The 21,601-nt window shown below is 49.4% G+C and carries 21 protein-coding genes; 11 read left to right on the top strand and 10 right to left on the bottom strand.

Going from position 1 to position 21,601, the window contains the following annotated elements; genetic code table 11:
* Position 1: 1 nt before the first annotated feature.
* Positions 2 to 1,372, bottom strand: a complete 1,371-nt coding sequence (locus tag TK_RS06945; protein WP_048053727.1) for an SLC45 family MFS transporter — start codon at positions 1,370 to 1,372, stop codon at positions 2 to 4.
* 83 nt (positions 1,373 to 1,455) lie between these two features.
* On the opposite strand from TK_RS06945, the gene TK_RS06940 reads away from it, so the two are divergent.
* Genes TK_RS06940 through glpK form a run of 3 tightly spaced genes read left to right on the top strand, consistent with a single transcriptional unit; the run spans position 1,456 to position 4,460 of the window.
* A complete protein-coding gene (locus TK_RS06940) occupies positions 1,456 to 2,154 on the top strand; it encodes a glycerophosphodiester phosphodiesterase family protein (RefSeq protein ID WP_048053726.1) in 699 nt (232 codons plus the stop codon).
* Positions 2,155 to 2,170: 16 nt separating this feature from the next.
* Positions 2,171 to 2,917: a glycerophosphodiester phosphodiesterase family protein gene (locus TK_RS06935; protein WP_011250348.1), complete on the top strand. Its 747-nt coding sequence runs from the start codon at positions 2,171 to 2,173 to the stop codon at positions 2,915 to 2,917.
* Between the two features lie 49 nt (positions 2,918 to 2,966).
* On the top strand, positions 2,967 to 4,460 hold the full coding sequence (gene glpK, locus TK_RS06930; RefSeq protein ID WP_011250347.1) for a glycerol kinase GlpK: 1,494 nt from the start codon (positions 2,967 to 2,969) through the stop codon (positions 4,458 to 4,460).
* A 6-nt stretch (positions 4,461 to 4,466) separates the two neighbouring features.
* Here the strand turns inward: glpK and TK_RS06925 are convergent, their stop codons facing one another.
* Positions 4,467 to 6,428, bottom strand: a complete 1,962-nt coding sequence (locus TK_RS06925; protein WP_011250346.1) for an AAA family ATPase — start codon at positions 6,426 to 6,428, stop codon at positions 4,467 to 4,469.
* A 68-nt stretch (positions 6,429 to 6,496) separates the two neighbouring features.
* On the opposite strand from TK_RS06925, the gene TK_RS11935 reads away from it, so the two are divergent.
* From TK_RS11935 to TK_RS06905, 4 genes are all read left to right on the top strand, one after another.
* Positions 6,497 to 7,642 (top strand): hypothetical protein, encoded by a 1,146-nt coding sequence (locus TK_RS11935; RefSeq protein WP_143598699.1) that lies wholly within the window; start codon positions 6,497 to 6,499, stop codon positions 7,640 to 7,642.
* Positions 7,643 to 7,801: 159 nt separating this feature from the next.
* Positions 7,802 to 9,292 (top strand): NAD(P)/FAD-dependent oxidoreductase, encoded by a 1,491-nt coding sequence (locus TK_RS06915; protein ID WP_011250344.1) that lies wholly within the window; start codon positions 7,802 to 7,804, stop codon positions 9,290 to 9,292.
* Entirely contained in the window at positions 9,292 to 10,557 is a 1,266-nt protein-coding gene (locus TK_RS06910; RefSeq protein ID WP_232500642.1) for an NAD(P)/FAD-dependent oxidoreductase, read from the top strand. Before TK_RS06915 ends, TK_RS06910 begins: the two co-directional genes overlap by 1 nt.
* Positions 10,554 to 10,898 (top strand): DUF1667 domain-containing protein, encoded by a 345-nt coding sequence (locus TK_RS06905; RefSeq protein ID WP_011250342.1) that lies wholly within the window; start codon positions 10,554 to 10,556, stop codon positions 10,896 to 10,898. The genes TK_RS06910 and TK_RS06905 overlap by 4 nt, the downstream gene beginning before the upstream one ends.
* Before the next feature lie 4 nt (positions 10,899 to 10,902).
* Here the strand turns inward: TK_RS06905 and TK_RS06900 are convergent, their stop codons facing one another.
* From TK_RS06900 to TK_RS06880, 5 genes are all read right to left on the bottom strand, one after another.
* Positions 10,903 to 11,709: a hypothetical protein gene (locus TK_RS06900; RefSeq protein WP_011250341.1), complete on the bottom strand. Its 807-nt coding sequence runs from the start codon at positions 11,707 to 11,709 to the stop codon at positions 10,903 to 10,905.
* Positions 11,710 to 11,870: 161 nt separating this feature from the next.
* Positions 11,871 to 12,530, bottom strand: a complete 660-nt coding sequence (locus TK_RS06895) for a hypothetical protein (protein WP_011250340.1) — start codon at positions 12,528 to 12,530, stop codon at positions 11,871 to 11,873.
* A gap of 16 nt (positions 12,531 to 12,546) precedes the next feature.
* Positions 12,547 to 12,768, bottom strand: a complete 222-nt coding sequence (locus TK_RS06890; RefSeq protein WP_011250339.1) for a hypothetical protein — start codon at positions 12,766 to 12,768, stop codon at positions 12,547 to 12,549.
* A complete protein-coding gene (locus TK_RS06885; RefSeq protein ID WP_011250338.1) occupies positions 12,765 to 13,469 on the bottom strand; it encodes a PrsW family intramembrane metalloprotease in 705 nt (234 codons plus the stop codon). The genes TK_RS06890 and TK_RS06885 overlap by 4 nt, the downstream gene beginning before the upstream one ends.
* 47 nt (positions 13,470 to 13,516) lie before the next feature.
* Positions 13,517 to 14,194 (bottom strand): metallophosphoesterase, encoded by a 678-nt coding sequence (locus TK_RS06880; protein ID WP_011250337.1) that lies wholly within the window; start codon positions 14,192 to 14,194, stop codon positions 13,517 to 13,519.
* Positions 14,195 to 14,285: 91 nt separating this feature from the next.
* Between TK_RS06880 and TK_RS06875 the strand changes: the two genes are divergently transcribed.
* Entirely contained in the window at positions 14,286 to 14,564 is a 279-nt protein-coding gene (locus tag TK_RS06875; protein ID WP_011250336.1) for a hypothetical protein, read from the top strand.
* Here the strand turns inward: TK_RS06875 and TK_RS06870 are convergent.
* From TK_RS06870 to TK_RS06860, 3 genes are read right to left on the bottom strand one after another with little or no spacing between them, the layout of a single operon-like run.
* Positions 14,551 to 15,138 carry a hypothetical protein gene (locus TK_RS06870; protein WP_158298053.1) on the bottom strand — a complete coding sequence of 196 codons (588 nt, stop codon included), beginning with the start codon at positions 15,136 to 15,138 and terminating at the stop codon, positions 14,551 to 14,553. The two genes, TK_RS06875 and TK_RS06870, sit on opposite strands and share 14 nt — an antisense overlap.
* Before the next feature lie 37 nt (positions 15,139 to 15,175).
* The gene (locus tag TK_RS06865; protein WP_011250334.1) at positions 15,176 to 15,868 is read right to left on the bottom strand and encodes an HAD family hydrolase; all 693 of its coding nucleotides are present in this window, start codon (positions 15,866 to 15,868) and stop codon (positions 15,176 to 15,178) included.
* The gene (locus tag TK_RS06860) at positions 15,865 to 16,479 is read right to left on the bottom strand and encodes a DOMON domain-containing protein (RefSeq protein WP_011250333.1); all 615 of its coding nucleotides are present in this window, start codon (positions 16,477 to 16,479) and stop codon (positions 15,865 to 15,867) included. Before TK_RS06860 ends, TK_RS06865 begins: the two co-directional genes overlap by 4 nt.
* 103 nt (positions 16,480 to 16,582) lie before the next feature.
* Here TK_RS06860 and TK_RS06855 point away from each other — a divergent pair, with 103 nt between their 5' ends.
* The 3 genes from TK_RS06855 (at position 16,583) to gcvPB (ending at position 20,917) form a co-directional block, all read left to right on the top strand.
* Positions 16,583 to 17,878, top strand: coding sequence for a phospholipase C (locus TK_RS06855; RefSeq protein WP_011250332.1), 1,296 nt, complete (start codon positions 16,583 to 16,585; stop codon positions 17,876 to 17,878).
* Positions 17,879 to 18,042: 164 nt separating this feature from the next.
* A complete protein-coding gene (gene gcvPA, locus TK_RS06850; RefSeq protein WP_011250331.1) occupies positions 18,043 to 19,398 on the top strand; it encodes an aminomethyl-transferring glycine dehydrogenase subunit GcvPA in 1,356 nt (451 codons plus the stop codon).
* A 10-nt stretch (positions 19,399 to 19,408) separates the two neighbouring features.
* On the top strand, positions 19,409 to 20,917 hold the full coding sequence (gcvPB, locus tag TK_RS06845; RefSeq protein ID WP_011250330.1) for an aminomethyl-transferring glycine dehydrogenase subunit GcvPB: 1,509 nt from the start codon (positions 19,409 to 19,411) through the stop codon (positions 20,915 to 20,917).
* Positions 20,918 to 21,601: the final 684 nt, after the last annotated feature.

Here is a 21,601-nt window from a genome sequence, read left to right as displayed (position 1 = left end):
TTCAGTCCATATCGGGGACGTACTCGTAAACGTCCTCGGCGCCACCCTTGACATCACCCCTCCTGACGAACTGCATCGCTATCAGTGCCAGCAGGAAGAACGCCATTGCAAACGGCAGGAGGGTTTCGTAGCCTATCAGATCAAGCAGTGCACCTGCGAAAGGCGGTGCCACCAGGTTGGCCGCCTGGCTGAAGAAGTAGTAGAGTCCTGTGTAGCCGCCGACTTTCTCGTCCACGGTCATGTCAACGACCATTGGTAGCGAGTTGACGTTAATCATGGCCCAGCCTATTCCCCCGACGAAGAACAGGCCCATGAACTTCATGATAACGGGGTCTGTGAGTGCAACTTCCTGTGGCTTTGATGTTTCGCCGATGAAGAACGCCGCAAGGATTATCGCGATTATCGTTAGGAGACCGAGGGTTATCGTTTTCCTCCTTCCTATTCTCGCTCCAAGGAATCCTGCGGGTATTGCAAAGATCATGAAGCTGAGGCTGAACATTCCAAGCATGAAGGCACCCGTGCTTTCTATTTTCCTCGTTATCTCCGTTTCAGCCGCTCCAACGGGAATTCCATAGAGGTGGTACTTGACGTAGCTTGTGAAGAACGTCTCAAGGGAGTTAAAAGCTATAAACCAGAAGAATATCGCCAGGAGTATTGCAAGAAGGCTCCTCTCGTGGCTGGCGAAGACGTCCTTGAGGTTCTCCTTGAGCTCGCCGAAGCTTTTGCGTGAGGTCTCTGAGAGGAGTTCTCTCAAGTTTATCTTTTTACCCGGAACGCGGTATTCCTCGGGCTCAGGAACAAAGAGCACAACCAGCAGATTTGCAAGGAGCATAATAAGGGCGCCCGCGTAGAACGGGTAGGCGTAGCTCATGTCGTAGAGCACTTTGCCGCCGAAGTATGCTAAAAGGGCTCCGAGGCCGCCCATGAAGTTGATTATACCATTAGCCTGGCTCCTCTTTTCGCTGGGGGTTATATCGGGCATGAACGCAACGACCGGTGAGCGGAAGAGCGCCATGAAGAAGTTCATGAAGATTATTGTGCCCATGAAAAGAGCAAGGTTGCCATGTTCCCTCGCCACGGGAATGAGCGCGAACATCAGCGCGGCTGAAGGTGCGCCGAGCAGGATGTACGGCTTTCTCCTTCCGAGCCTTGTCCTCGTCATGTCGCTGAGCGCGCCCAGGAAGGGCAGAAGCAGGACTGCAAAGAGGTTGTCTATCGTCATTATGAATCCAGTTATCGTCCTGTTCATGTGGAACGTGTCTTGGAGAAATAGCGGTATGTATGCGTTGTAAAGAGCCCATATTATGCTTATACCGAAGAAACCGAAGCCGAGCAGGAAAATCCTGCTGTATTTGAACTCCGCCACTTCCATCACCCCTTGTTTTATTGTCGTTTATAGTCTCCAAATCTATGGAAGAAGCATTTTTAAGGGTTTTTTGAACATAATCGGGCAGGATGAGAGTGCTCACGTTGGGACACAGGGGTTGCAGGGGGAAGATTGAGAACACCATTCCAGCCTTCAAAAGGGCCCTCAGATGGGCTGACGGTGTTGAGATGGACGTCAGGGTTACTGGGGATGGTAAGATTATAGTCCACCATGATGAGGGCTTCTGGAGCGATGGGGAGTATTATTGCGTCTCTGAATTAACCTTTGCTGAAATAAAGCGCCTTCACCCTCTTGGAAAGCTCGTTCCCAGTGTTGAGGAAGTGATCAGGAGTGTTTCAGGATTTTTCGATTTCGATGTCAAAGAGCCTGAAGCCGTGGAACCGCTTTTGAACCTGGTTGAGAAGAACTCTCTTTTTGCATCTTCGGTGTTTTCTGCAGATAATCCTGATATCGTAAGGAAACTGATTTCTGAGTGTCCGGACTGCAGGGTGGGCTTCTCAATAATCGGATATTCAAACGCCCTCCTCCTTCCAACTTTAAAGGGGCTCTACTCCGTTCACGTTCCAATAGATGCAGTTTCATACATTGGCTTCAGGAACCTAACTGCAATTCTCCGGGCTGCCCGGAAAAGGGGGCTCAAGATATTCCTCTGGAACTACAGGATGGACGAGGTGAGGTGGGTTCCAAGACTTCTGCCATTTGTTGATGCAGTAATTTCCGACGACCCCGCCCGCCTGAGAAAAGCTTTTATGAACGGTGCGTATTGAACGCGAGGCGGTTGTTATGTGGGAGCGTGATAGGGTTATCGTCCTCGGACACAGGGGGTACATGAGCAACTACCCTGAAAACACTCTCCTTGCCTTCAGGAAGGCGGTTGAGGCAGGTGCAGACGGCATAGAGCTGGACGTCTGGCTTACAAAGGACGGGCGCGTAGTGGTGATGCACGACGAGACCATAGACAGGACGAGCAACATGAAGGGCAGGCAGAAGGACATGACCCTCGAAGAGCTCAAGAAGGCGGACGTTGGGCAGGGTGAGAGGATCCCGACGCTTGAAGAGGTCTTTGAGGCCATTCCAAGGAATGCACTTGTGAACGTTGAGCTGAAGGACAGAGACGCCGCCCGCGAAGTTGCTGAAATCGTAGCAGAGAACAACCCTGAACGGGTAATGATATCCTCCTTTGATATAGATGCCCTCCGCGAGTACAGAAAGTACGACGATGAGACCACGATGGGCCTCCTCATAGACCGTGAGGAAGTGGTGCCTTTAATCCCGAAGCTCAAGGATGAGCTCAACCTCTGGTCGGTGAACGTCCCCATGGAGGCGATACCGCTCATAGGGCTTGAAAAGACCCTCCAGGCCCTTCACTGGGTCCGCTCCCTGGGCCTGAAGGTTGTTCTGTGGACTGAAAACGACGTTCTCTTCTACAAGGACGATAACCTCGCCAAGCTCAAGGGGCTCTTTGAAGTGGTTATAGCGAACGACGTGGTGAGGATGATAGAGTACCTTAAAAAGCTCGGGCTGAGATGAGCAAGTCTAATAAGTTCTCTTTCCTCTAATTTTTCTTAGGTGATTGCAGATGGAAAAGTTCGTTCTTTCTCTTGACGAGGGTACAACTTCCGCCAGGGCAATAATCTTCGACAGGGAGAGCAACATCCACGGAATAGGCCAGTATGAGTTCCCCCAGCACTATCCAAGGCCGGGATGGGTCGAGCACAATCCCGAGGAGATATGGGACGCCCAGCTCAGGGCGATAAAAGATGCCATCCAGAGCGCTAGAATAGAGCCGAATCAGATAGCGGCGATAGGAGTTACCAACCAGCGCGAGACGACGCTTGTATGGGACAAAGATGGTAAGCCGCTCTACAACGCAATAGTCTGGCAGTGCAGAAGAACGGCTGAAATGGTTGAGGAGATAAAGCGTGAGTACGGGACGATGATAAAGGAGAAGACCGGCCTCGTCCCCGATGCCTACTTTTCTGCCTCGAAGCTCAAGTGGCTCCTTGACAACGTTCCAGGTTTAAGGGAGAAGGCCGAGAAAGGCGAGGTGATGTTCGGAACGGTCGATACCTTCCTCATCTACCGCCTTACAGGAGAGCACGTTACGGACTATTCCAATGCCTCAAGGACGATGCTCTTCAACATTAAGAAGCTCGACTGGGACGATGAGCTCCTTGAGCTCTTCGACATTCCTGAGAGCGTTTTACCTGAGGTCAGGGAGTCTAGTGAAGTTTACGGCTACACAAAGAAGGAGCTTCTCGGGGCTGAGATTCCCGTAAGCGGCGATGCAGGTGACCAGCAGGCGGCCCTCTTCGGACAGGCGGCGTTCGAGGCGGGAATGGTGAAGGCCACCTATGGTACGGGGAGCTTTATCCTCGTGAACACGGACAAGATGGTGCTCTATTCGGACAACCTGCTCACGACGATAGCATGGGGCCTAAATGGAAGGGTCAGCTACGCCCTCGAGGGGAGCATTTTCGTAACTGGAGCGGCAGTCCAGTGGCTCAGAGACGGAATAAAAATCATAAAGCATGCCTCTGAGACAGAGGAACTCGCCACAAAGCTTGAGAGCAACGAAGGCGTTTATTTCGTTCCCGCCTTCGTTGGTCTAGGGGCTCCCTACTGGGATCAGTTTGCCAGGGGCATTATAATCGGCATAACGCGCGGCACGGGCAGGGAGCATCTCGCGAGGGCGACGCTTGAGGCGATAGCATACCTTACCAGGGATGTTGTTGACGAGATGGAAAAGCTCGTCCAGATCAAGGAGCTCCGCGTCGATGGTGGCGCCACCGCAAACGACTTTCTCATGCAGTTCCAGGCGGACATCTTGAACAGAAAGGTGATAAGGCCCGTCGTGAAGGAGACAACGGCTCTTGGCGCCGCTTACCTCGCGGGGCTTGCCGTTGATTATTGGGCGGACACGAGAGAAATAGCCGAGCTGTGGAAGGCTGAAAGAATTTTCGAGCCGAAGATGGATGAGAAAACTAGGGAGAGACTCTACAAAGGCTGGAAAGAAGCAGTAAAGAGGGCTATGGGGTGGGCAAAGGTCGTTGATAGTGCAAAATCAAATTGATATACCCTACAATCGTGATATCTTTTCAACTATTCTTTCCAGTATTTTAAGAGAGGCATCGCGGGATAACCTGTCTTTGATGTCATTTGGTGGATAATACCATAGTTCAATGAATCGTCTCATGGGGGTATAATTCTTTAAATCCTTTCCACTAATGACAAGATTTTCTCGTTTTAGTTTACTAAACAACACCCCCCAATTTTTCTCACCTAAGTCGTTTTTTATTACGTCTTCTAAATTTTTGTTAAAGACTGCGAAATTCTTCCTCACAATAGGGGAAGTAGGTGTCCTTTTAGTTTTGTACTGTACTGCACTAAACAATTTTTTGTTCATTTCATCGGGATACAGGTCTAGATCCCATATAGGGTACGTTGGAATATTAAATCCATTAAACATTAAATATGCCGTAAGTATGTTCCCCTTCCCGCCTACGGGGATTATTGAAATATTGTTGCCATTGAGGTCAACACCGTTATGTTCAGCAACGACCTCTAGAGCGGCTCTGTCACTTTCTCCCTCAACTAATACTACTTTATCCGCGAAGAATCCTTCACTCATCACAGGATTTACTGTAGTCGTGAATTTTTTAACGTGTTTTGATGGGGAGTCTATCCCGTAGCGTTTTAGGTCTTTCTGAAGTTCCTGTTGTGGATACCAATAAATTTTGGTCTCTCTTAGTTTACGTGATTTTTGGGTTTTAATTTTCTTGAATACTCTCAGGCTATCAAATGTGTCAGTACTAATTAAAAAAGGAGAATGAGTGGAGTACATTACCTGTATATTAAATCCACCAAAAGTATTCCCAGCAAGATCCTTGAATAATTTGTGCAGATGCTTTTGACGCTGAGGGTGTTGATATAACTCTAGTTCTTCAATAACCAAAAGTAGAGTTAATTTCTGATCTTTTTCATCTGAATCTCTACCCACATTTTTCATTTTATTGAGTTCATGTCTTTTTGCAGTCATATACTGCAATAAAGAGAACAAAAGAGCCCTTTGCGTACCATGACCAACTCGTTCGGCACTCGTTTCGAAACCGTCTTCTGTAACTAACACAGTTGGGACTGGTAGTGGGATCTTGAAATCATCTAGATTACCCCAACTGATGTTGGCTTGTGTATTTGGTGCAAATTTTTCTAGGATTTGTGTTAGCTCGTTGCTAAGTTCAGAGAATAGCTTATCCTTTCCTGTTTTTCTGTGTGCCTCTAGACTTTTAAGTAAGTGTTTATACCTCTTTTCTAGACGATTAAACTCAGGAATTGACCTTATATGTTCTTCTATTATCAATTGGGTAAGTTCTGTAATAATACTCCCCTTTTTGTATTCAGTCTCTTCAGAGACACTTTTAACTGCGGGCACTAATAAGAACTTTATAAACTTGTCAATCTTTCCATGACCGACTTCTTTATATCCAAAAAACTGGTCTTCTTGCAGTGTTTCTTCCCATTTCTCAGGATGCGAGTTTTTGTACTCTTCAAGTGCTTCAAGAATCTTTTTCTTAGTAGGCTTACTCCCTAAATGGGGTAAATCGGGAAATTCTTTCTGTAGCCCTTTGTATCTTTCTATTAAGTCCTCTTTCCTCGAAGGTAAGTTTGAAAACTGGGGAATACTCTTGACAACTCCATGGTAAGACTGGTTGGATTTTGATGCTGGAAATTTCATAATCTTCACGACTTTTATATAGTCATGATCATTGTCTTCATTTATCACATATTTTTGAAATTCCTCACGTTCTTTATCGTTCTCAAGTCTAAATTTAATGGCAATTCGTATGGGTTTGCTCGTATCTCTGTTATAGAAGTCTTCCTCGGAATACTTGGCATTTGGGTTAAAAAACAAATCTAATGCCTGCAATAGCGATGATTTTCCAGCTCCATTTCTCCCGATCAACACTGTAAGTTCATCGAGGGGCATTTTTACAGCTCTTAGTGACCTGAAATTATTAACCTCAATTTCGACTATCCTCATTTTTAGTATCTCTTGTTATGATGTTTATAACAAAATATTTAAAACTATTTCTCAACAAAGTTTTTCTGGTGATGGTAATGGGAAAATACACTATTCAATCCAGGTATCAAAAATTTAGAAGAATAATAAAAAAGCACTGGGGAGAAATTCTTATATTTTCAGAAAACAGCTGGCGGTACGCATTTTCACATGTAAGAAATCATCCTCGCCCTAGTGAACCAACTTATGTAGGAGCATATCTAAGATATGGTCTCGAATATCTAAACAATGTTCTCCCTAATTCTAAACCTGGAAACAAACTTGATAAAGAGGGTTTTCAACTAAAGTTTGGGGGAATCTTTGTCCATCAAAGTCCCATAGTAGAATTGGATCCCAATCACCCTCGTGTCCGTGGGCTATCCAAAAAGAGATGCGAAATAGGTGATCTCCTCGTTATATTCACGTTTGTTGATCAGAACAACCTTCCTCTAATAAACAGGGCGTTTCTGTCTCAAGCCAAGATTGGTAATAACCCAGTGGAGGATGCCCAATATGTATTATACGAAGAGAATGTTAGATTTAGGTTTTCTAGACCGGACGAATGTAATATTAAAAATAACTCCTGCAGTATTACTACACAAAACTGTGGACACAGAACACAAGGAAACCAAAACCCCCAAACTTATTCTCGTAGATTCCCTTGGAGAAGACCTAGATCACGGGGTTTAAAATACCTCAGAATTTATCCGGAATGTGAAACAACAAGACTTGAATTTTTAGACAGTGACAAGTCATACTATTGCCCCCCATGGATCTGTTATTTCCCATGGTGTTGTTGCCATAATTATCCATTTGGATGTTCTATTTATGGAATGATGATAGGTTATGACGGGTGGGCGTTTTCCACAAATCTTAGTCTTTCTAGCTCCCGTCAGTGTGGATGGAATCATATCATCCATGATCTTCTAAGTGATACTGCCCATAGAGTTTCAACATTGGGAGGGCTAAAAAAGAAGAACAAGCTACAAAGAGGGATGTACTTAAGCTACTTAGTTTCTCAGTTCAATAGATTTGACAATACTGATGAATACTTCATTGGTTTGAATCCATTTGATAATCCATCTGGGCCTGAATTCCCTAAGGATCCTGAGCATCCAGAGGGATCCGTTGGGATAAACACCCTACTAATAATGGTTAAAGATACAGAAATGGAGAATGAAGCAGAGGAATACTAAATAGGGCATGGACATGTTCATACATTTGAGGCATGTTCTCCTCTGTTCTCCCTTTTTGTGCCCAAAATCGTTCTTTAATCTCCGTTAAGCCAAACTAAAGGTTAAAGAAAGCTTTAAAACTGGAGAATCAGTTCTTCCTTTTAGTTTGGAGGTGTGGACATGAAGACCAAGGTTGCCATCATCGGTGCTGGGATAAGCGGTGCGAGTATAGCGCGCGTCTTGAGCAAATATGAGAATCTGGAAGTTCATCTAATAGAGAAAGCTCCCGACGTTGGCTGGGGCGTCAGTAAAGCCAACACTGCCCTCATCCACGGCGGCTACGATGATGACCCTGAGAAGTATCCGATGAGGGCAAAGCTCTGCATCAGGGGAAACCGCCTCTGGCACCAGTGGGTTAAGGAGCTTCAAATTCCTCATGTGTGGAACGGCGCTCTGATAGTCGCCACGAAGGAAGAGGACTTCGACGAGCTGGAGAAGCTTCTGGAGCGCGGGCGGAGAAACGGCGTCCCCGAAATGAGGATCGTTGATAGGGATGAGCTCTTCCACCTTGAGCCGGGCCTCACGAGGGAGGCGATAGGTGCTCTATGGGTTCCGATAGTTGGCCAGATCGGCCCGATTCCAGCGGTTATAGCCCTGGTTGAGAACGCCGTGGCTAACGGCGTCAAAACCCACCTTGAGACGGAAGTTAGGGGCATAAAGGTTGAGAACGGCGAGGTTAAGGGCGTCGAGACCAACAACGGCTTCATCGAGGCGGACATCGTTATAAACGCCGCAGGCCTCTACGCCGATGAGATTGCTAGAATGGCCGGAATAGACTACTTCGAGATACACCCGAGGAAGGGTGAATACTACCTCTTTGACGACGATGTTCCCGGCCCGAGGAGGGTTCTCTTCCCGACGCCGACGCCGATAAGCAAGGGTATCGTTGTTACAACGGAAATAAGCGGCCACCTCATGATAGGGCCGAACGCCCAGGACCTTCCGCCCGAGGAGAAGGACAACCTCGCCACTACGGAGGAGGGGCTAAGGGAGGTCTGGGAGGGTGCTAAAAAGCTCTGGCCGAACCTCCCGCCGAAGAGCAAGGTGATAAGGACTTTCGCCGGGCTGAGGCCTGAACCCACCGGCGGGGACTTCATAATCAAGGCTGAGGAAGAGGTATGGGGCTTCATAAACGTCGCGGGAATACGCTCTCCGGGTTTAACTAGCGCTCCAGCCATAGCCTACGAGGTCAGGGACATAATCCAGCGCGATCTAGGAATTAATCTCGTGGAGAAGGAAAAGTGGAACCCGTACAGGAAGGATATAACCCACTTCTTCATGCTCCCGCCAGAGAAGGCGAACGAGCTGATAAAGAAGAACCCCTCTTACGGAAAGATAGTGTGCAGGTGCAACCACGTGAGCGAGGGCGATATCCTTGAGGCCATTGAGAGGATGAAGTTCATAGGAGTTAAGACCCCGAGCGTTGATTCCGTAAAGTTCAGGACGAAGGCAACAACGGGAACCTGCCAGGGAAGCTTCTGCAGGCCCAAGATTGTCCAGCTTTTGGCCAGGGAATACGGCGTCGAGCCCTGGGAGGTAACCCTCAAGGGAAGGGGAAGCGAGATTGGAATAGGCGACGTTAAGGCCCTTCTCAGGGGGGAGGAAGCATGATGGAGCCGATGCCGCAGATACCGATGCTCTCCTACGACGTCGTTGTCATCGGCGGTGGCCCGGCTGGAATGGCGGCCGCGGCAAAGGCCAAGGAGCTTGGGCTCAACGTACTCCTCCTCGATGAGAACGATTATTTAGGCGGAATCCTCCCGCAGTGCATACACCCAGGCTTTGGTCTCCACTACTTTAAGGAGGAGCTTACAGGCCCGGAGTTCGCGTCGAGGCTCGCTAAGCGCCTGGTGGAGCTCGGCGTTGAGTACAGGACAGCCGCGAGGGTGCTGGAGATAAAGAACTACTCCGACCTTGAGAAGGTGGTGATATTCACCTCGCCCGCCGGAGTTTATCAGGTCTGGGCGAAGGCCATCATCTACGCGGCCGGAGCAAGAGAGAGGCACGCCTTTGAGATCGGCATCGTAGGAGACCGTGTCGCTGGAATCTATACGGCAGGAGAGGCCCAAACCCTCATGGACATTTACGGCGTCCTCCCGGGCAAAGAGGTCGTCATCGTCGGCTCTGGAGATGTGGGGTTAATAATGGCGCGCAGGTTCGCCCTTGAGGGTGCAAAGGTGAAGGCGGTCGTTGAGCTCATGCCCTATCCTGGCGGTCTTGCGAGGAACGTCATGATACTTCGCGATTTCAACATTCCCCTCTATTTGAGCCACAAGGTCGTTGAAGTCCGCGGAAAGGGAAGGGTTCAGAGGGTTAGGGTAGTCAAGGTTGACGAGAACTTCAACGAGATTCCTGGAAGCGAGTTCTGGATCGAGGTCGATACGCTGGTTATCTCCGCTGGATTAATTCCGAGCGTCAAGAAGCTCAAGAAGATAGGCGTCGAGATAGACCCTGCCACTGGGGGTCCGGTCGTGAATGACCGTCTTGAAACCAGCGTTCCTGGAATCTTCGTTGCCGGAAACTCTCTCCTCATAAACGACCTCGTTGACTACGTGGCCGAGCAGGGAGAGTTAGCGGCTAAGAGTGCCAAGGAGTTCATAGAGAATGGCGGAATAGAGAGCAGGAAGTGGGTGAAAGTTGAGAAGGGCCAGAACGTCCGCCTGATTGCTCCGCACTACCTCGGCGGCGACCGCGACGTTTATCTCTACCTCCGCGTCGCCAGGCCGATGGAGAACGTTGAGCTAAGGATTCCCGAGATTGGAAAGAAGCTCAGACTCCCGGTTGTTAAACCCGCCGAGATGATACGGCTGAAGCTGAGGGCAGAGGAGATTCAGAAAGCCAGCGAAAGGCTCACAGTTGAGGTGGTGAGAGCATGATATACCGCTTCACGTGCATTGTCTGCCCCCTCGGATGCTCCATTGAAGTTGACGTCGAAAACGGTAAGGTCAAGGAAGTAAAGGGTTGTAAATGCCCTAGGGGAATGGAGTGGGCAATTCAGGAAGTTACCAGTCCAAAAAGGGTCGTCATGAGCGTTGTCCCAGTTGAGGGCGGTGCCCTCCCGACGGTGAGCGTTAAAACAGCGGAGCCCGTTCCAAAGGAAAAGATACCAGAGCTGATGAAGTTCCTGGCAAAACTTAAGCTCAAGGCACCGGTGAGCGTTGGCCAAGTGGTTGCGGAGTGGGAAGGGATAAAAATAGTGGCCACGAGGGGCGCTTAGCCCCTCACCCAAATACTTCCTCAAAGTCTCCTGCGCTTTCTATTCCCTCTGGAATTGTTATGTTGGTGGGCTTGTTTATGTCTGAAAAGACCGTTGAATCGTGGATTGTCTCGTGGATGGTTACGGGTTCTTGCAGGAATTCATCAGGGATTATTATTGTTAAGTCTATGTAGGTCTCAATAAACGTTGGAGTCCCGTCGTCTCTGAAGTGGACCTCGACCCAGCCAGCGTTCGTGTTGACCGTTATGTTGTCGGAGAGCGGGCCCCACGCCTCGTTGAGGTATGTGGTCTGGTTAGTAGCGTTGACGAACTCCCAGAAAGTTACGTTAACGCGGAAGGCGTAGACATCGCCTAGTTTTTTGAAAGTCACGTTTTTCTCCCTGAGGAGCTTCTCTATATAGTCCACATTTAGAGAGGCTCTGGCTCTGTTGTGGAGGTCATTGTTGGATGGGACGAAGTACCATTTGCCGTCGATATTAAAGTATACGTCGGAGCCGTTGGTGAAATACGGCCAGTTCATATTTATGTCCATCCCCATCATGCGGGTTGTTAAGTTCATATTGCCTGCTTCAATGCCCGCGCTCTTGTTGAAGACTCCGGCTATGCTGCCTGACATCGTCACGTTGACCGTCTTGTTGGTGTTCGGATCAAATATGTTCATGCTCATGGAGAAGCTTTCATTGTAGCGGGCAGTCTCTATGTTCTGGATAGCCGTTAGAACCTTCTCCTTGGTGAGTCCAGCATTTTCTCCAATACAGCCGCTCATAACTACTATTATAGCTAGGAGGAATGTTGTTAGGATTTTTCTCATATTATTACCTCCGTATGTTGTTTCATAATAAACCTTGAATATGAGTTTAAATACTTTTTGGAATACTGAGTTATTGCAATTAGTTTGATATTTAAACATGCGAAAACACTAGATTGGGAAAAGGTGAGATAATGTAATGGTCTTTGACAATCCAGAAGAAACTATGGGGATAGTTCTTTGAGCCATTTGGGCTGTACACAGTTCTCTTTTATTGCTGCGATAATTGTTCTATTTTCACTCTGTCTTCCCTGTGTCCACACTTCCACGTTGAATATAAGTTTGGTGACCCTTCCACCATCCCAGAGGACGGTAACAGTGCCGTTCATTTTGAAGTCTGTGCTCGGTGACAGAGTTATCTCAAAGGCGTATGTAATTTTGTCCTTATTCTTTTCCACAAGTTTTCCCACCCCGACGGCCTGAAGACCCATTTTAACTGGATCAACCGATAAGAACATGGCCCTTTCGTCCTTTGAGAGAGTGATGTTAACGTCCTTCGTGGTCCCGTTTGTCATGATACGCTCCTTCAGCGTGTTGTTGATGACAACGGCGTACCAGTGCAGTCCGGAGCGCTGGCCCTCAAAGTAGTACGTCCCGTTTATCCTGCTCCCATTTATTGAGGACTCAATGGTTTCGTCCCCGATGATTGTGGTGATGTTTTCATGATAGGAATAGCAGTCCAAACCGCCGAGATAGGCTAAAATCTGTGCTCTACTGGTGTCTACTTGAGGCGAGTGGTCACTGGCCCTCTGGGTGTAGAGGTAGCCCCCAAGGACAACTAATCCAATTATGAGAGCCCCTAGAACCGCTCGTGAGCCCTTCATTTGGGCTCACCTCCGTTCATCCGCTTATCAACGCCGTAAATTTCTGAAGGAATATTTTGAGGTCAGTCTTGAACGGCTCCTTTGCCCTCTCCATTTCCTCATTGAGAAGCTCGATGAAGTTCTTTTCATCAGTGGCCTCTTCCCACAGTTTTTCAACTAGCTCTTTAAGCCGATCCCAGTACTCGACGTAAGGCCTCGCCTCGAAGAGTGCTTCATCTAGGACTTCCTTCCCCTTCACCGCATACCCCTCCTGAACAGGTAGTACCAGAGTTTGCTTCTCTCCTCCATCTCGGCTAGCATGAGGAAGTAGCGCAGTATTGCAGCGTTGAGCAGGATAAGGAATATAAGTACTAGATTGTAGGCAGGGATTCCAGCGCTGAGGAACGCGAAATAGTCCCAGATCGCGTGCAGGAACATTGCCAGGATCAGAAAGCTTCCCGTTGAATACGCTTTTCCCTCGGACACCAGCCCGTACCCCACGCCTACTATGGCACTCCACGTGGCGTGAGCAAATGGTGTTAAGAAAGCCCTCGCTATTGTGACTCCCACTCCCCAGCCGAGTCCGTAGAGGAAGTTCTCAGTGGCGGCGAACCCAAGGCCTGCCGCGACACCGTAGACAAGCCCGTCCATAATGCCGTCTATCTGGCCCGCCGCGAAGGGGTACCTTATTGCGAGTGCCTTTGCGGGCTCTTCTACAATCCCCGCCACTAGCGCAACGTAAAAGGCCGTTGCAGGTAGGATCGGCTTTATTATCCCCCCTATAGTGAGCACGCTTTCAAGAATATATGAGATTCCGACTGACAGAGTGGCTCCGAGTAGGAACGTTGCCACTACGTATCTCTTTGGCTCTGGCTCATATTTGTCCTTGTGGTAAAAGTACCATAGTATGGCGAGTGTCGGGGCGTAGGCGAAGAACGCGATATACGTTATGAGACTCATCTTCGCGACCTCCATTTTATTCTGCCCTTCGATGTTTAAACCTTTTGCTACAGCCTTTTTAGGGCTTCCTGAAGTTTTGATAGAGTTCCAAAGTCGAGAACCTCCCTGCCCACAGGTACTAAAACTCTAAAGTCCTCTCGTCTGTACTTCAAAAAAGGGGACACGATCTCCCTCAAAACATCGTTGCCGTAGGCCCAAGGGCTGAACGCTGGCAGGACTATCAGATGTTTCCCCATTAGAAACGCAGGCACTTTGATAACGGCCCCAACCTCGTCCCTCAGTCTTATTGCGGGGTGTTCGTGCCCGATTATGAAGTTCTCACCCTCCACGAGTTTGTGCCCATGAACGAGCTTCCATCTTCCAATTTCAAGTTCATCCACAATCTCAACCCCAAGTTCCTTCAGCCAAAGAACGCCAACGTCGTGGTTGCCCCTCACTAAGACTATCTCTGATACCAGGGGAGACACCTCTTCGAGAAAAGTTCTGAGCTCTGTTTTTTCCCGCCACTCAGGAACAAATGAGTGCTTGAAGTCCCCGTTTATTATCAGCCCCTTCGGCTTTTCCCTTTGTATGATGTTTTTCAAATTCCTAACAACGTCGTGAAAGACCCTGGGGAGATAGAACCCCTCTTTGGCCATCGCTATTTCGTAGCCGAGGTGAACGTCGGCTATGATAACGTTCTTTCCCAGTTTTAGTGCTTTCTCTGGTAGAGGTTTTGGTTTCATGGTAGAAAGTTTGTGCTTTGGCTTTTAAGTTTTGTTAGGGGAACCGAAAAGGTTTTAACTTCTGACCAGTATTTCACAGGGGTGAGTAAAGATGGCCTACATTGGGTTCGCTCGAAGTCCTTACAATCCTTCAAAAACTTATGAGACGATACTTGAGGAACTGAGAAGGCGGGGGTTTGAAGTGGGTTTTTCAAAGCATCACTGGATGGGTGACGCCCCGTTTGGACTTATCATTGCTGAGACAAACAAGGGGGACGTTGCTATAAGATGGTCGCTGGGTAAGGAGTTTCGTCTGAGACTTGAGGAAACTGAAAAAGAAGATTATGACGAGTTTGTTGAAGACACTCTGGAGTACCTCAGCGGCGATTGACCACGTGAATCCCGGTCGAGTTCGTTATTTTTCCCAGTTCTTTGATGGGCATCAGCATGTAGTTGTTGCTTAGGGAGGGAGCTTTATATCCAACGTATGAGCCGTTTATGAACATCCAGTCGCCAATCTGGCGGAAGTATATGTACCCATCGTTTGTTGAGGTTGTTCCGACCCAAACGTCTATGGTTAACGTTTCAGGAAGTTTCGTGAAGTTCGCAGTGAGGTATCCATATATCAGCTCTCCCTTGCACTCGGACGAAGGTATTTCTTCGGAGGGGTTAATTACTTTGAGTGCTTTAGAATCCAGCTCATAAACAACAAGCTTCCCAGGGGGGGTGTAGTTGTAAACGTAAGCCACTACACAGTCAGTCAGTACCCTATCCTCTACTTTGAACTGCCACGTTCCGTTGGGGGCTGTGGTTCCAATGTAAACGGCTGTTACATTTGGTTCCGCTGATCTTATGCTCTCTGATATCTTGTTCATCCAGGGGGTTGTTGATAGTACTGTAATCACCACGAACAGCACCAGCAGGAGGATCAATACCCTGTTTTTTAGAGGATTGGTCATGGGCATCTCCTAGGAATAAGTAGGAAAAAGAGAATAAAATACTTTATGCTTTTTCTTTGGCACTTCTCCTCTGCCTCTCGACGTTTTTGATTACATCGAACAGACTCCACAGATCCCTTATCACGTGGAGGTGGGGTATTAGAGCCAGCATCTCTCGCTTCTTCTCCACGAACTTCGCCGTAATGGGGAAGTAGTACCAGACGTATTCCGTGTTCTCATCGCCGTGCCCTATGAAGCGCCACGGCTTGTCGTCAACCCAGATAAAGATATCGTCGCCATACTTCTCGCGCACCAGCTTGAATGCCTCCTCTATCGTCAAATCCCTTCCGAATACAATGACGTCATCAAAGAGGTCGTATATCCCCATCGCCTTCAGCCTTTTGACCTTCATTCCGTCAATGAAGTCTTCGGCCGAGAAGGAAATTACAGTGTGACCCTGCTCCTTAAGCTTCTTCAGGAGTTCCGGTGCGTCGTCAATCGGCTTGCTAAGCTTGGCCCTTTCCTCAAACCAGGTCTCAAAGAACTTCGTTCTCATGAAGAATGGGGACTTAATTTTGCCCTTGTGCTTTCCAAAGGTTGGCCTCTCGAACTGAAACTCTATTTTGGTGAGCAGCTTCGCCCAGAGGGCTTTTCCGGGGAGCCAGCGGTAGCGCTTTTCTAGAGCACGCTTAAAAGCATCTTCGATGCATGAATAAGTATCGGCAAGAGTCCCGTCGAAGTCGAAGGCGATTATCATTTCCCATCCTCCTCCAGCGTTACGTAAATGTGACCTGCTTTTATGTGCATCGATTGAAAGTCGTCTGTCGGCCCGTAGGCCCAGATGATCCTGAAAGACTCTTCTGTGGGTATAACGTAGTCATACCCGTCACCAGTATTCAACGGTCTTGAGAACTCAACAACGGTTCCGTTCTCGTCCTCGCGTCCGCCGTAAGATAGTATGTCGGTGTGTCCCCCAAGGAACGTGTCGGGATTATGCGGTCCAGAGAAGCCCGTCGAGTACGAGTCGCTTATTTCACCAGTCCCGTTGGGGAGAACATATGCTATCACTATGTCTGTGTTCCTCATTCCAGGTCCGCCGCCGAAACCAATTGCCACCCAGCCATGGGTTTCCGCGGAAATTCCGACGTAGAGTGTGTCGTTCTCAACGCGGAAGTGAAGGGACATTTCACCAACGTTCTTTTCTACTGTGTATTCGCCTCTGCTTATTTTGCCATCAGCTATCCACTGTACTTGTTCAGTCTGGGGATGAGGGTTGTTTTTGGAAGTTCCCAGGCATCCCAAGGAAAGATGGGCTATTGTTAGGATAAGACTAACTATCGCGATCACGGTGACCCTCTTCCTGTTCATAACATCTTGGAAGGGCCAGCCACTTTTAAAAGTATTTCGAGCGCCGTTAATTTTTTAGGCCTATCTCCTGTATCCGCCATGCATAAAATCTCGAGGTGATAAAATGAAGGCCGTTAAAGCCCTGGCGGTTCTGGCTTTACTCCTCGGTAATCTAGGCTTTGTAAGTGCGTGGCCGACCAACGGCCCAACCCTCGACGACCCGATGAACGTCCACCAGAAGCTGACATACAAGGCCATCGAGGCGGTCTATGCAGACAACCCGGGGCTCGGCGCTATCCTCATGCAGTACAAGGATCAGCTCCTCTACGGCGCCTACGACGAGGACTGGCGCGGTGGGAACATAACGTTCAACGGGAAAGTGTACACCCTCCAGAGCCAGTACCACTTCTTGGATCCTATGGATCACGCCGAGCTGATAACCGTTGACCTCTTTGGCGACGGAAAGTCTTCCGCCGCCGACATGGCCCAGCAGCTCTACGATCAGGCCGTTCAGCTCTGGAAGCAGGGAAAGAAGGAAGAGGCCATGCTCTACCTCGGAAGGGCCGTCCACATCCTTGAGGACATGAGCATGCTCATAGCCCATACTACTCCGCACCTCTTTGAGACCCTCGACGAGTTCAGCTACGCGGAAGAGGCCCACGACTTCGTTGAAAACGATATTTCTCCGACGGTCGCCGATGACATCCTTAACAACCGCGTTCCCCTCGACCTCACGCCCATAAAGTGGTGGCAGATACCCCAGGAGAAGCAGAGGTTTATAATCGGTGAGGACATCTACGTTGCAGACAACGAGAACGGTCATATGGATCTTTCCCACGGCGTCGCCTGGGCCTACGCGGACATGATAGCCCACAACGCCTGGCGCTACATGCTCTATTCCACAGGGAAGGACATCAATCTCTGGAGCGAGCGCGGCCATCTCGGAAGCTACTTCTGGACGAAGGAGCTTAAGAAGGGTGATTGGAGCATACTCAAGCTCCAGTTCCTTGGAGCGAGTTCGATAACCATTGTCTTCAAGGACATAGACATGCAGAACGCCTACTTCAAGACCCTCGGCTACGTCGAGATATACGACAAGAACTGGAACCTCATAGCGCGCTACGCTCAGGATCCAAACCCGCTGGTGGATACGAGCGTCACCGTTCCAGGGGATACCGTCTATATCTACACCCACGTTGATAAGGACGACTGGCTTGACGACGACGTTGACGGCTGGGCCATCAGGAACATCGAACTCCATGCCAACTTCGACGTCAACGCTCCGAGCGGCTTCAAGACCCTCGACGGAAGGGAGTACAGCAAGGTTCAGTGGGCGGTTTACGAGACCATGCAGTACGACATCAGGGCCGTCGCTGGTCTCATGGAGAAGTTCTTCGAGGACGTTGGTGTCAGCGGGTGATCTTTCGATTTTGATTTAACTTTTTTGAAACTATTTTGGTGTGGATAGGGTAATGTTGATGTCGCTTTTTGTCCATATCCCTAATTCAGTCCATCATGCCACAAAGCATATATTATCCTGCACCAACTTTCAATGAGCATTTAAAAGCTTAGAAGGTGATAAGTATGGGCAAACACTACATCCCGAACTCAGCCCATAAAGATGAAATGCTGAAGGAAATCGGCTTTTCCTCGATTGAAGACCTGTTCTCGGACGTTCCAAAAGGAATGGTAAAGGAGTTCAACCTTCCCGAGGGTAAGAGCGAGTACGAGGTTTTCACGGAGCTCAATGAGACGCTGAGCAAAAACAAGACAGTCCTTGAGATGCCGAGCTTCCTTGGAGCGGGAACATACTTCCACTATGTCCCGGCCCACGTGAAGTACCTTATCGAGAGAAGCGAGTTCCTCACCGCTTATACTCCCTACCAGCCGGAGATAAGCCAGGGTATGCTTCAGGCCCTCTTTGAGTACCAGAGCCTCATAGCTGAACTCGTCGGCCTTCCCATTGTTAACTCCTCGATGTACGATTGGGGAACAGCAATGGCTGAAGCCGCCCTGATGTCAGCCCGCGTGACGAAGAGGAACAAGTTCGTCGTTCCGAAGCACCTCAGCCCCGAGAAGAAGCTTGTCCTCAAGACCTACACCGCCGGCCCGGGCCTTGAGACGGTTGAGGTTCCCTGGGACGAGAGGGGGCAGATGGATATCGAGAAGCTCAAGGAAGCGGTTGAAGGTGCCGCCGGCGTTTACATCGAGATGCCGAACTTCTTCGGCCTGCTTGAGGAGAACATAAGGGAAATCGGTGAGATAGCCCACGATGCTGGCGCTTTGTTCGTGGTTGGCGTTGACCCCACGATCCTCGGAATTGTCGAGGCACCTGGAGAGCTTGGGGCTGATATAGTCGTTGGCGAGGCTGCTTACTTCGGCAACCCGATGAACTTCGGAGGCCCGAGGGCTGGAATTTTTGCGGTCAGAAACGACAGGAAGCTGATTAGGCAGATGCCAGGAAGGATAATAGGCATGACAAAGGACGCGGACGGAAAGAGGGCTTTCGTGATGACCCTCCAGACGAGGGAGCAGCACATAAGGCGCGCTAAGGCCACCTCCAATATCTGTTCCAACGAGGCCCTCGTTGCCGTCGCAGCGGCCATACACCTCGCTACACTTGGCCCGAAGGGCGTTAGGGAGCTCGGCGAGGTCATACTCAAGAACACTGCCTACCTGAAGAAGCGCCTGGCTGAGGTCGGGGAGATAGTCTTTGACGGAGTGAACTTCAAGGACGTGCCGGTAAGGTTTGAGGTTCCGTACAGCGTGATCCACGAGAGGCTCCTTGAGAGGAACATTCACGGCGGTTACTACATCGGAAAACACTTCCAGGAGCTTGGGGAGACCGCTCTCTTCGCCGCTACCGAAACCACGAGGAAGGAATGGGTCGATGGTCTCGTTGATGCCCTTCGGGAGATAATAGGAGAGGCCGAGCTGTGAGGTGATGAAGATGTTCCACCAGGCAAAATGGGATGAACCTACTATATTTGAGCTTTCCCGTCCCGGAAGGATTGGATACACCCTACCCAAGCCCATCGAGGACGTTGATGTCGATATTCCTGAGAAGCTGAGGAGGAAGAGCCCACTCAACCTCCCGGAGCTGAGCGAGCCCGAGGTTGTTAAACACTACACCAGACTGAGCGAGATGAACTACGGCGTTGATTCAGGTATCTACCCGCTCGGTTCGTGCACCATGAAGTACAACCCCAAGATCAATGAAGAGATAGCCTCCCATCCAGGTGTTGCCTATGTGCACCCGTATCAGGACGAAGGAACCGTCCAGGGAGCGCTCAAGATAATGTGGGAGCTTGAGCAGTGGCTTAAGGAAATAACTGGAATGGACCGCTTCACCCTCCAGCCGGCTGCCGGAGCGAACGGCGAGTTCACTGGAGTTTCCATAATCCGCGCCTATCACATTGACCGCGGTGAGACCCAGAGGACGGAGATGCTCGTTCCTGATTCCGCCCACGGAACGAACCCTGCAAGCGCAGCCATGGCCGGCTTCAAGGTCATAGAGATACCCTCAAACGAGAACGGAACGGTTGACCTTGAGGCCCTTGAGAACGCCGTCAGCGAGAGGACGGCAGGGTTAATGCTAACGAACCCGAACACATTGGGCATCTTCGAGGACGAGATACTTGAGATAGCGAAGATAGTCCACAAAGCAGGTGGTCTGCTCTACTACGACGGTGCCAACCTTAACGCCGTCCTCGGAAAGATAAGGCCGGGGGACATGGGCTTCGACGTCGTTCACCTCAACCTTCACAAAACCTTCTCGACTCCCCACGGTGGCGGCGGCCCGGGAAGCGGGCCCGTTGGAGTGAAGGACTTCCTCAAGGACTACCTCCCCGTCCCGCTCGTAAGCTACGATGCAGAGAACGACCGCTACTACCTCGACTACAACGTTCCGAGGAGCATAGGCAAGGTAAAGGAGCTCTACGGCAACTTTGCGGTTATTGTTAGGGCCCTGACCTACCTCAAGATAATGGGAAGGGAGGGGCTCAAAGAGGTCAGTGAAGTCGCCGTTCTCAACGCCAACTACCTTACCCAGAAGCTCAAGGGAACTCGCGGTTACGAACTCCCAGGCAAAGAGCTTAGAAAGCACGAGACTGTCTTTTCAGCAGAGCCGATGAAGAAGGAGACGGGCGTTAAGGCCCTTGACGTTGCGAAGAGGCTACTCGACTTCTGCATGCACGCGCCGACCATCTACTTCCCGCTGATAGTCCATGAAGCGCTTATGATAGAGCCGACTGAGACCGTCAGCAAGGAGGAGCTTGATGCATACGTTGAGGCTCTCAAGAGGATCAGCGAGGAGGCATACAGCAATCCGGAAGTTGTCACGAGCGCACCCCACAACACCGCCGTCAGGAGAGTTGATGACGTTTTGGCTGCAAAGAAGCCCGTGATCACCTGGAGGATGTACAGAGAGCTGAAGGAGAGGGGAGAGATAGACTACTGAGCTTTTCGTTTTAGTTTTATCTTTCTCTTTGAATTTGCCTCTCTTGTAAGCGTATGCTCCCCTAGAAAGCAGGTTCGCGTGTGGGTTTGCTCTTAAAAATCTCTCGTTAATTGTGATTTCGAACTTTCTTTTTAGCGCTCTTCGAGCGCTATACGGTGAGAAAATCCTGTAAGTCTGGCAACTCGATAAGTAAACCCACTCAAAAGTCAGCTCGCTAAAAACGCATACTACTCTTCCGCCATCCTTCAAGGACGCTTGAACGACAGTGAAAGCGGCGCTGAAACTTTGCAAAGCAAAGTTTCATCAAAGTTCGTGGTTCTTGATTAGAAGGCGGTTCTGGGGAGATTTTCATTCAGGAGCTCGCTGTATGAGTGCGAATTCGATTTTAGTAAGAGTTCTCGGTGTGAGTTTGCTTTTTAATCGACGCCCGTAGGGCGTCAGGGTGTTAGAAACTCCTTCCCAGTTGGCATGTCTGAAGAATTCACTCACTTTTAGCTCTTATATTGTGAAAATCCTTGTAGTGGGGCAATTCTAAAAGAAACCACAAACCTTGATCAAACTTCGCGCAGGCGAACAAGCTTTTGGAAAAAGCTTGACCAAAAGTGTTCCCTTTCTTTGTGAAGAGCAAAAAGCCAGTTGTGCCCTATTCAAGGGGCAAGTTTCGATGGGTTTTATCTTAAAATC

This window comes from Thermococcus kodakarensis KOD1, from assembly GCF_000009965.1.
Taxonomy (GTDB): domain Archaea; phylum Methanobacteriota_B; class Thermococci; order Thermococcales; family Thermococcaceae; genus Thermococcus; species Thermococcus kodakarensis.
The sequence above is the reverse complement of the archived record's forward strand: the minus strand, read 5'-3'. Positions and strand labels throughout refer to the sequence as shown.

Excerpts from the sequence above, each read along its gene's own strand:
- TK_RS06945 (WP_048053727.1), bottom strand. The coding sequence starts at position 1,372 with ATGGAAGTGGCGGAGTTCAAATACAGCAGGATTTTCCTGCTCGGCTTC.
- TK_RS06940 (WP_048053726.1), top strand. The coding sequence starts at position 1,456 with ATGAGAGTGCTCACGTTGGGACACAGGGGTTGCAGGGGGAAGATTGAG.
- TK_RS06935 (WP_011250348.1), top strand. The coding sequence starts at position 2,171 with ATGTGGGAGCGTGATAGGGTTATCGTCCTCGGACACAGGGGGTACATG.
- glpK (WP_011250347.1), top strand. The coding sequence starts at position 2,967 with ATGGAAAAGTTCGTTCTTTCTCTTGACGAGGGTACAACTTCCGCCAGG.
- TK_RS06925 (WP_011250346.1), bottom strand. The coding sequence starts at position 6,428 with ATGAGGATAGTCGAAATTGAGGTTAATAATTTCAGGTCACTAAGAGCT.
- TK_RS06915 (WP_011250344.1), top strand. The coding sequence starts at position 7,802 with ATGAAGACCAAGGTTGCCATCATCGGTGCTGGGATAAGCGGTGCGAGT.
- TK_RS06910 (WP_232500642.1), top strand. The coding sequence starts at position 9,292 with ATGGAGCCGATGCCGCAGATACCGATGCTCTCCTACGACGTCGTTGTC.
- TK_RS06905 (WP_011250342.1), top strand. The coding sequence starts at position 10,554 with ATGATATACCGCTTCACGTGCATTGTCTGCCCCCTCGGATGCTCCATT.
- TK_RS06900 (WP_011250341.1), bottom strand. The coding sequence starts at position 11,709 with ATGAGAAAAATCCTAACAACATTCCTCCTAGCTATAATAGTAGTTATG.
- TK_RS06895 (WP_011250340.1), bottom strand. The coding sequence starts at position 12,530 with ATGAAGGGCTCACGAGCGGTTCTAGGGGCTCTCATAATTGGATTAGTT.
- TK_RS06885 (WP_011250338.1), bottom strand. The coding sequence starts at position 13,469 with ATGAGTCTCATAACGTATATCGCGTTCTTCGCCTACGCCCCGACACTC.
- TK_RS06880 (WP_011250337.1), bottom strand. The coding sequence starts at position 14,194 with ATGAAACCAAAACCTCTACCAGAGAAAGCACTAAAACTGGGAAAGAAC.
- TK_RS06875 (WP_011250336.1), top strand. The coding sequence starts at position 14,286 with ATGGCCTACATTGGGTTCGCTCGAAGTCCTTACAATCCTTCAAAAACT.
- TK_RS06870 (WP_158298053.1), bottom strand. The coding sequence starts at position 15,138 with ATGCCCATGACCAATCCTCTAAAAAACAGGGTATTGATCCTCCTGCTG.
- TK_RS06865 (WP_011250334.1), bottom strand. The coding sequence starts at position 15,868 with ATGATAATCGCCTTCGACTTCGACGGGACTCTTGCCGATACTTATTCA.
- TK_RS06860 (WP_011250333.1), bottom strand. The coding sequence starts at position 16,479 with ATGAACAGGAAGAGGGTCACCGTGATCGCGATAGTTAGTCTTATCCTA.
- TK_RS06855 (WP_011250332.1), top strand. The coding sequence starts at position 16,583 with ATGAAGGCCGTTAAAGCCCTGGCGGTTCTGGCTTTACTCCTCGGTAAT.
- gcvPA (WP_011250331.1), top strand. The coding sequence starts at position 18,043 with ATGGGCAAACACTACATCCCGAACTCAGCCCATAAAGATGAAATGCTG.
- gcvPB (WP_011250330.1), top strand. The coding sequence starts at position 19,409 with ATGTTCCACCAGGCAAAATGGGATGAACCTACTATATTTGAGCTTTCC.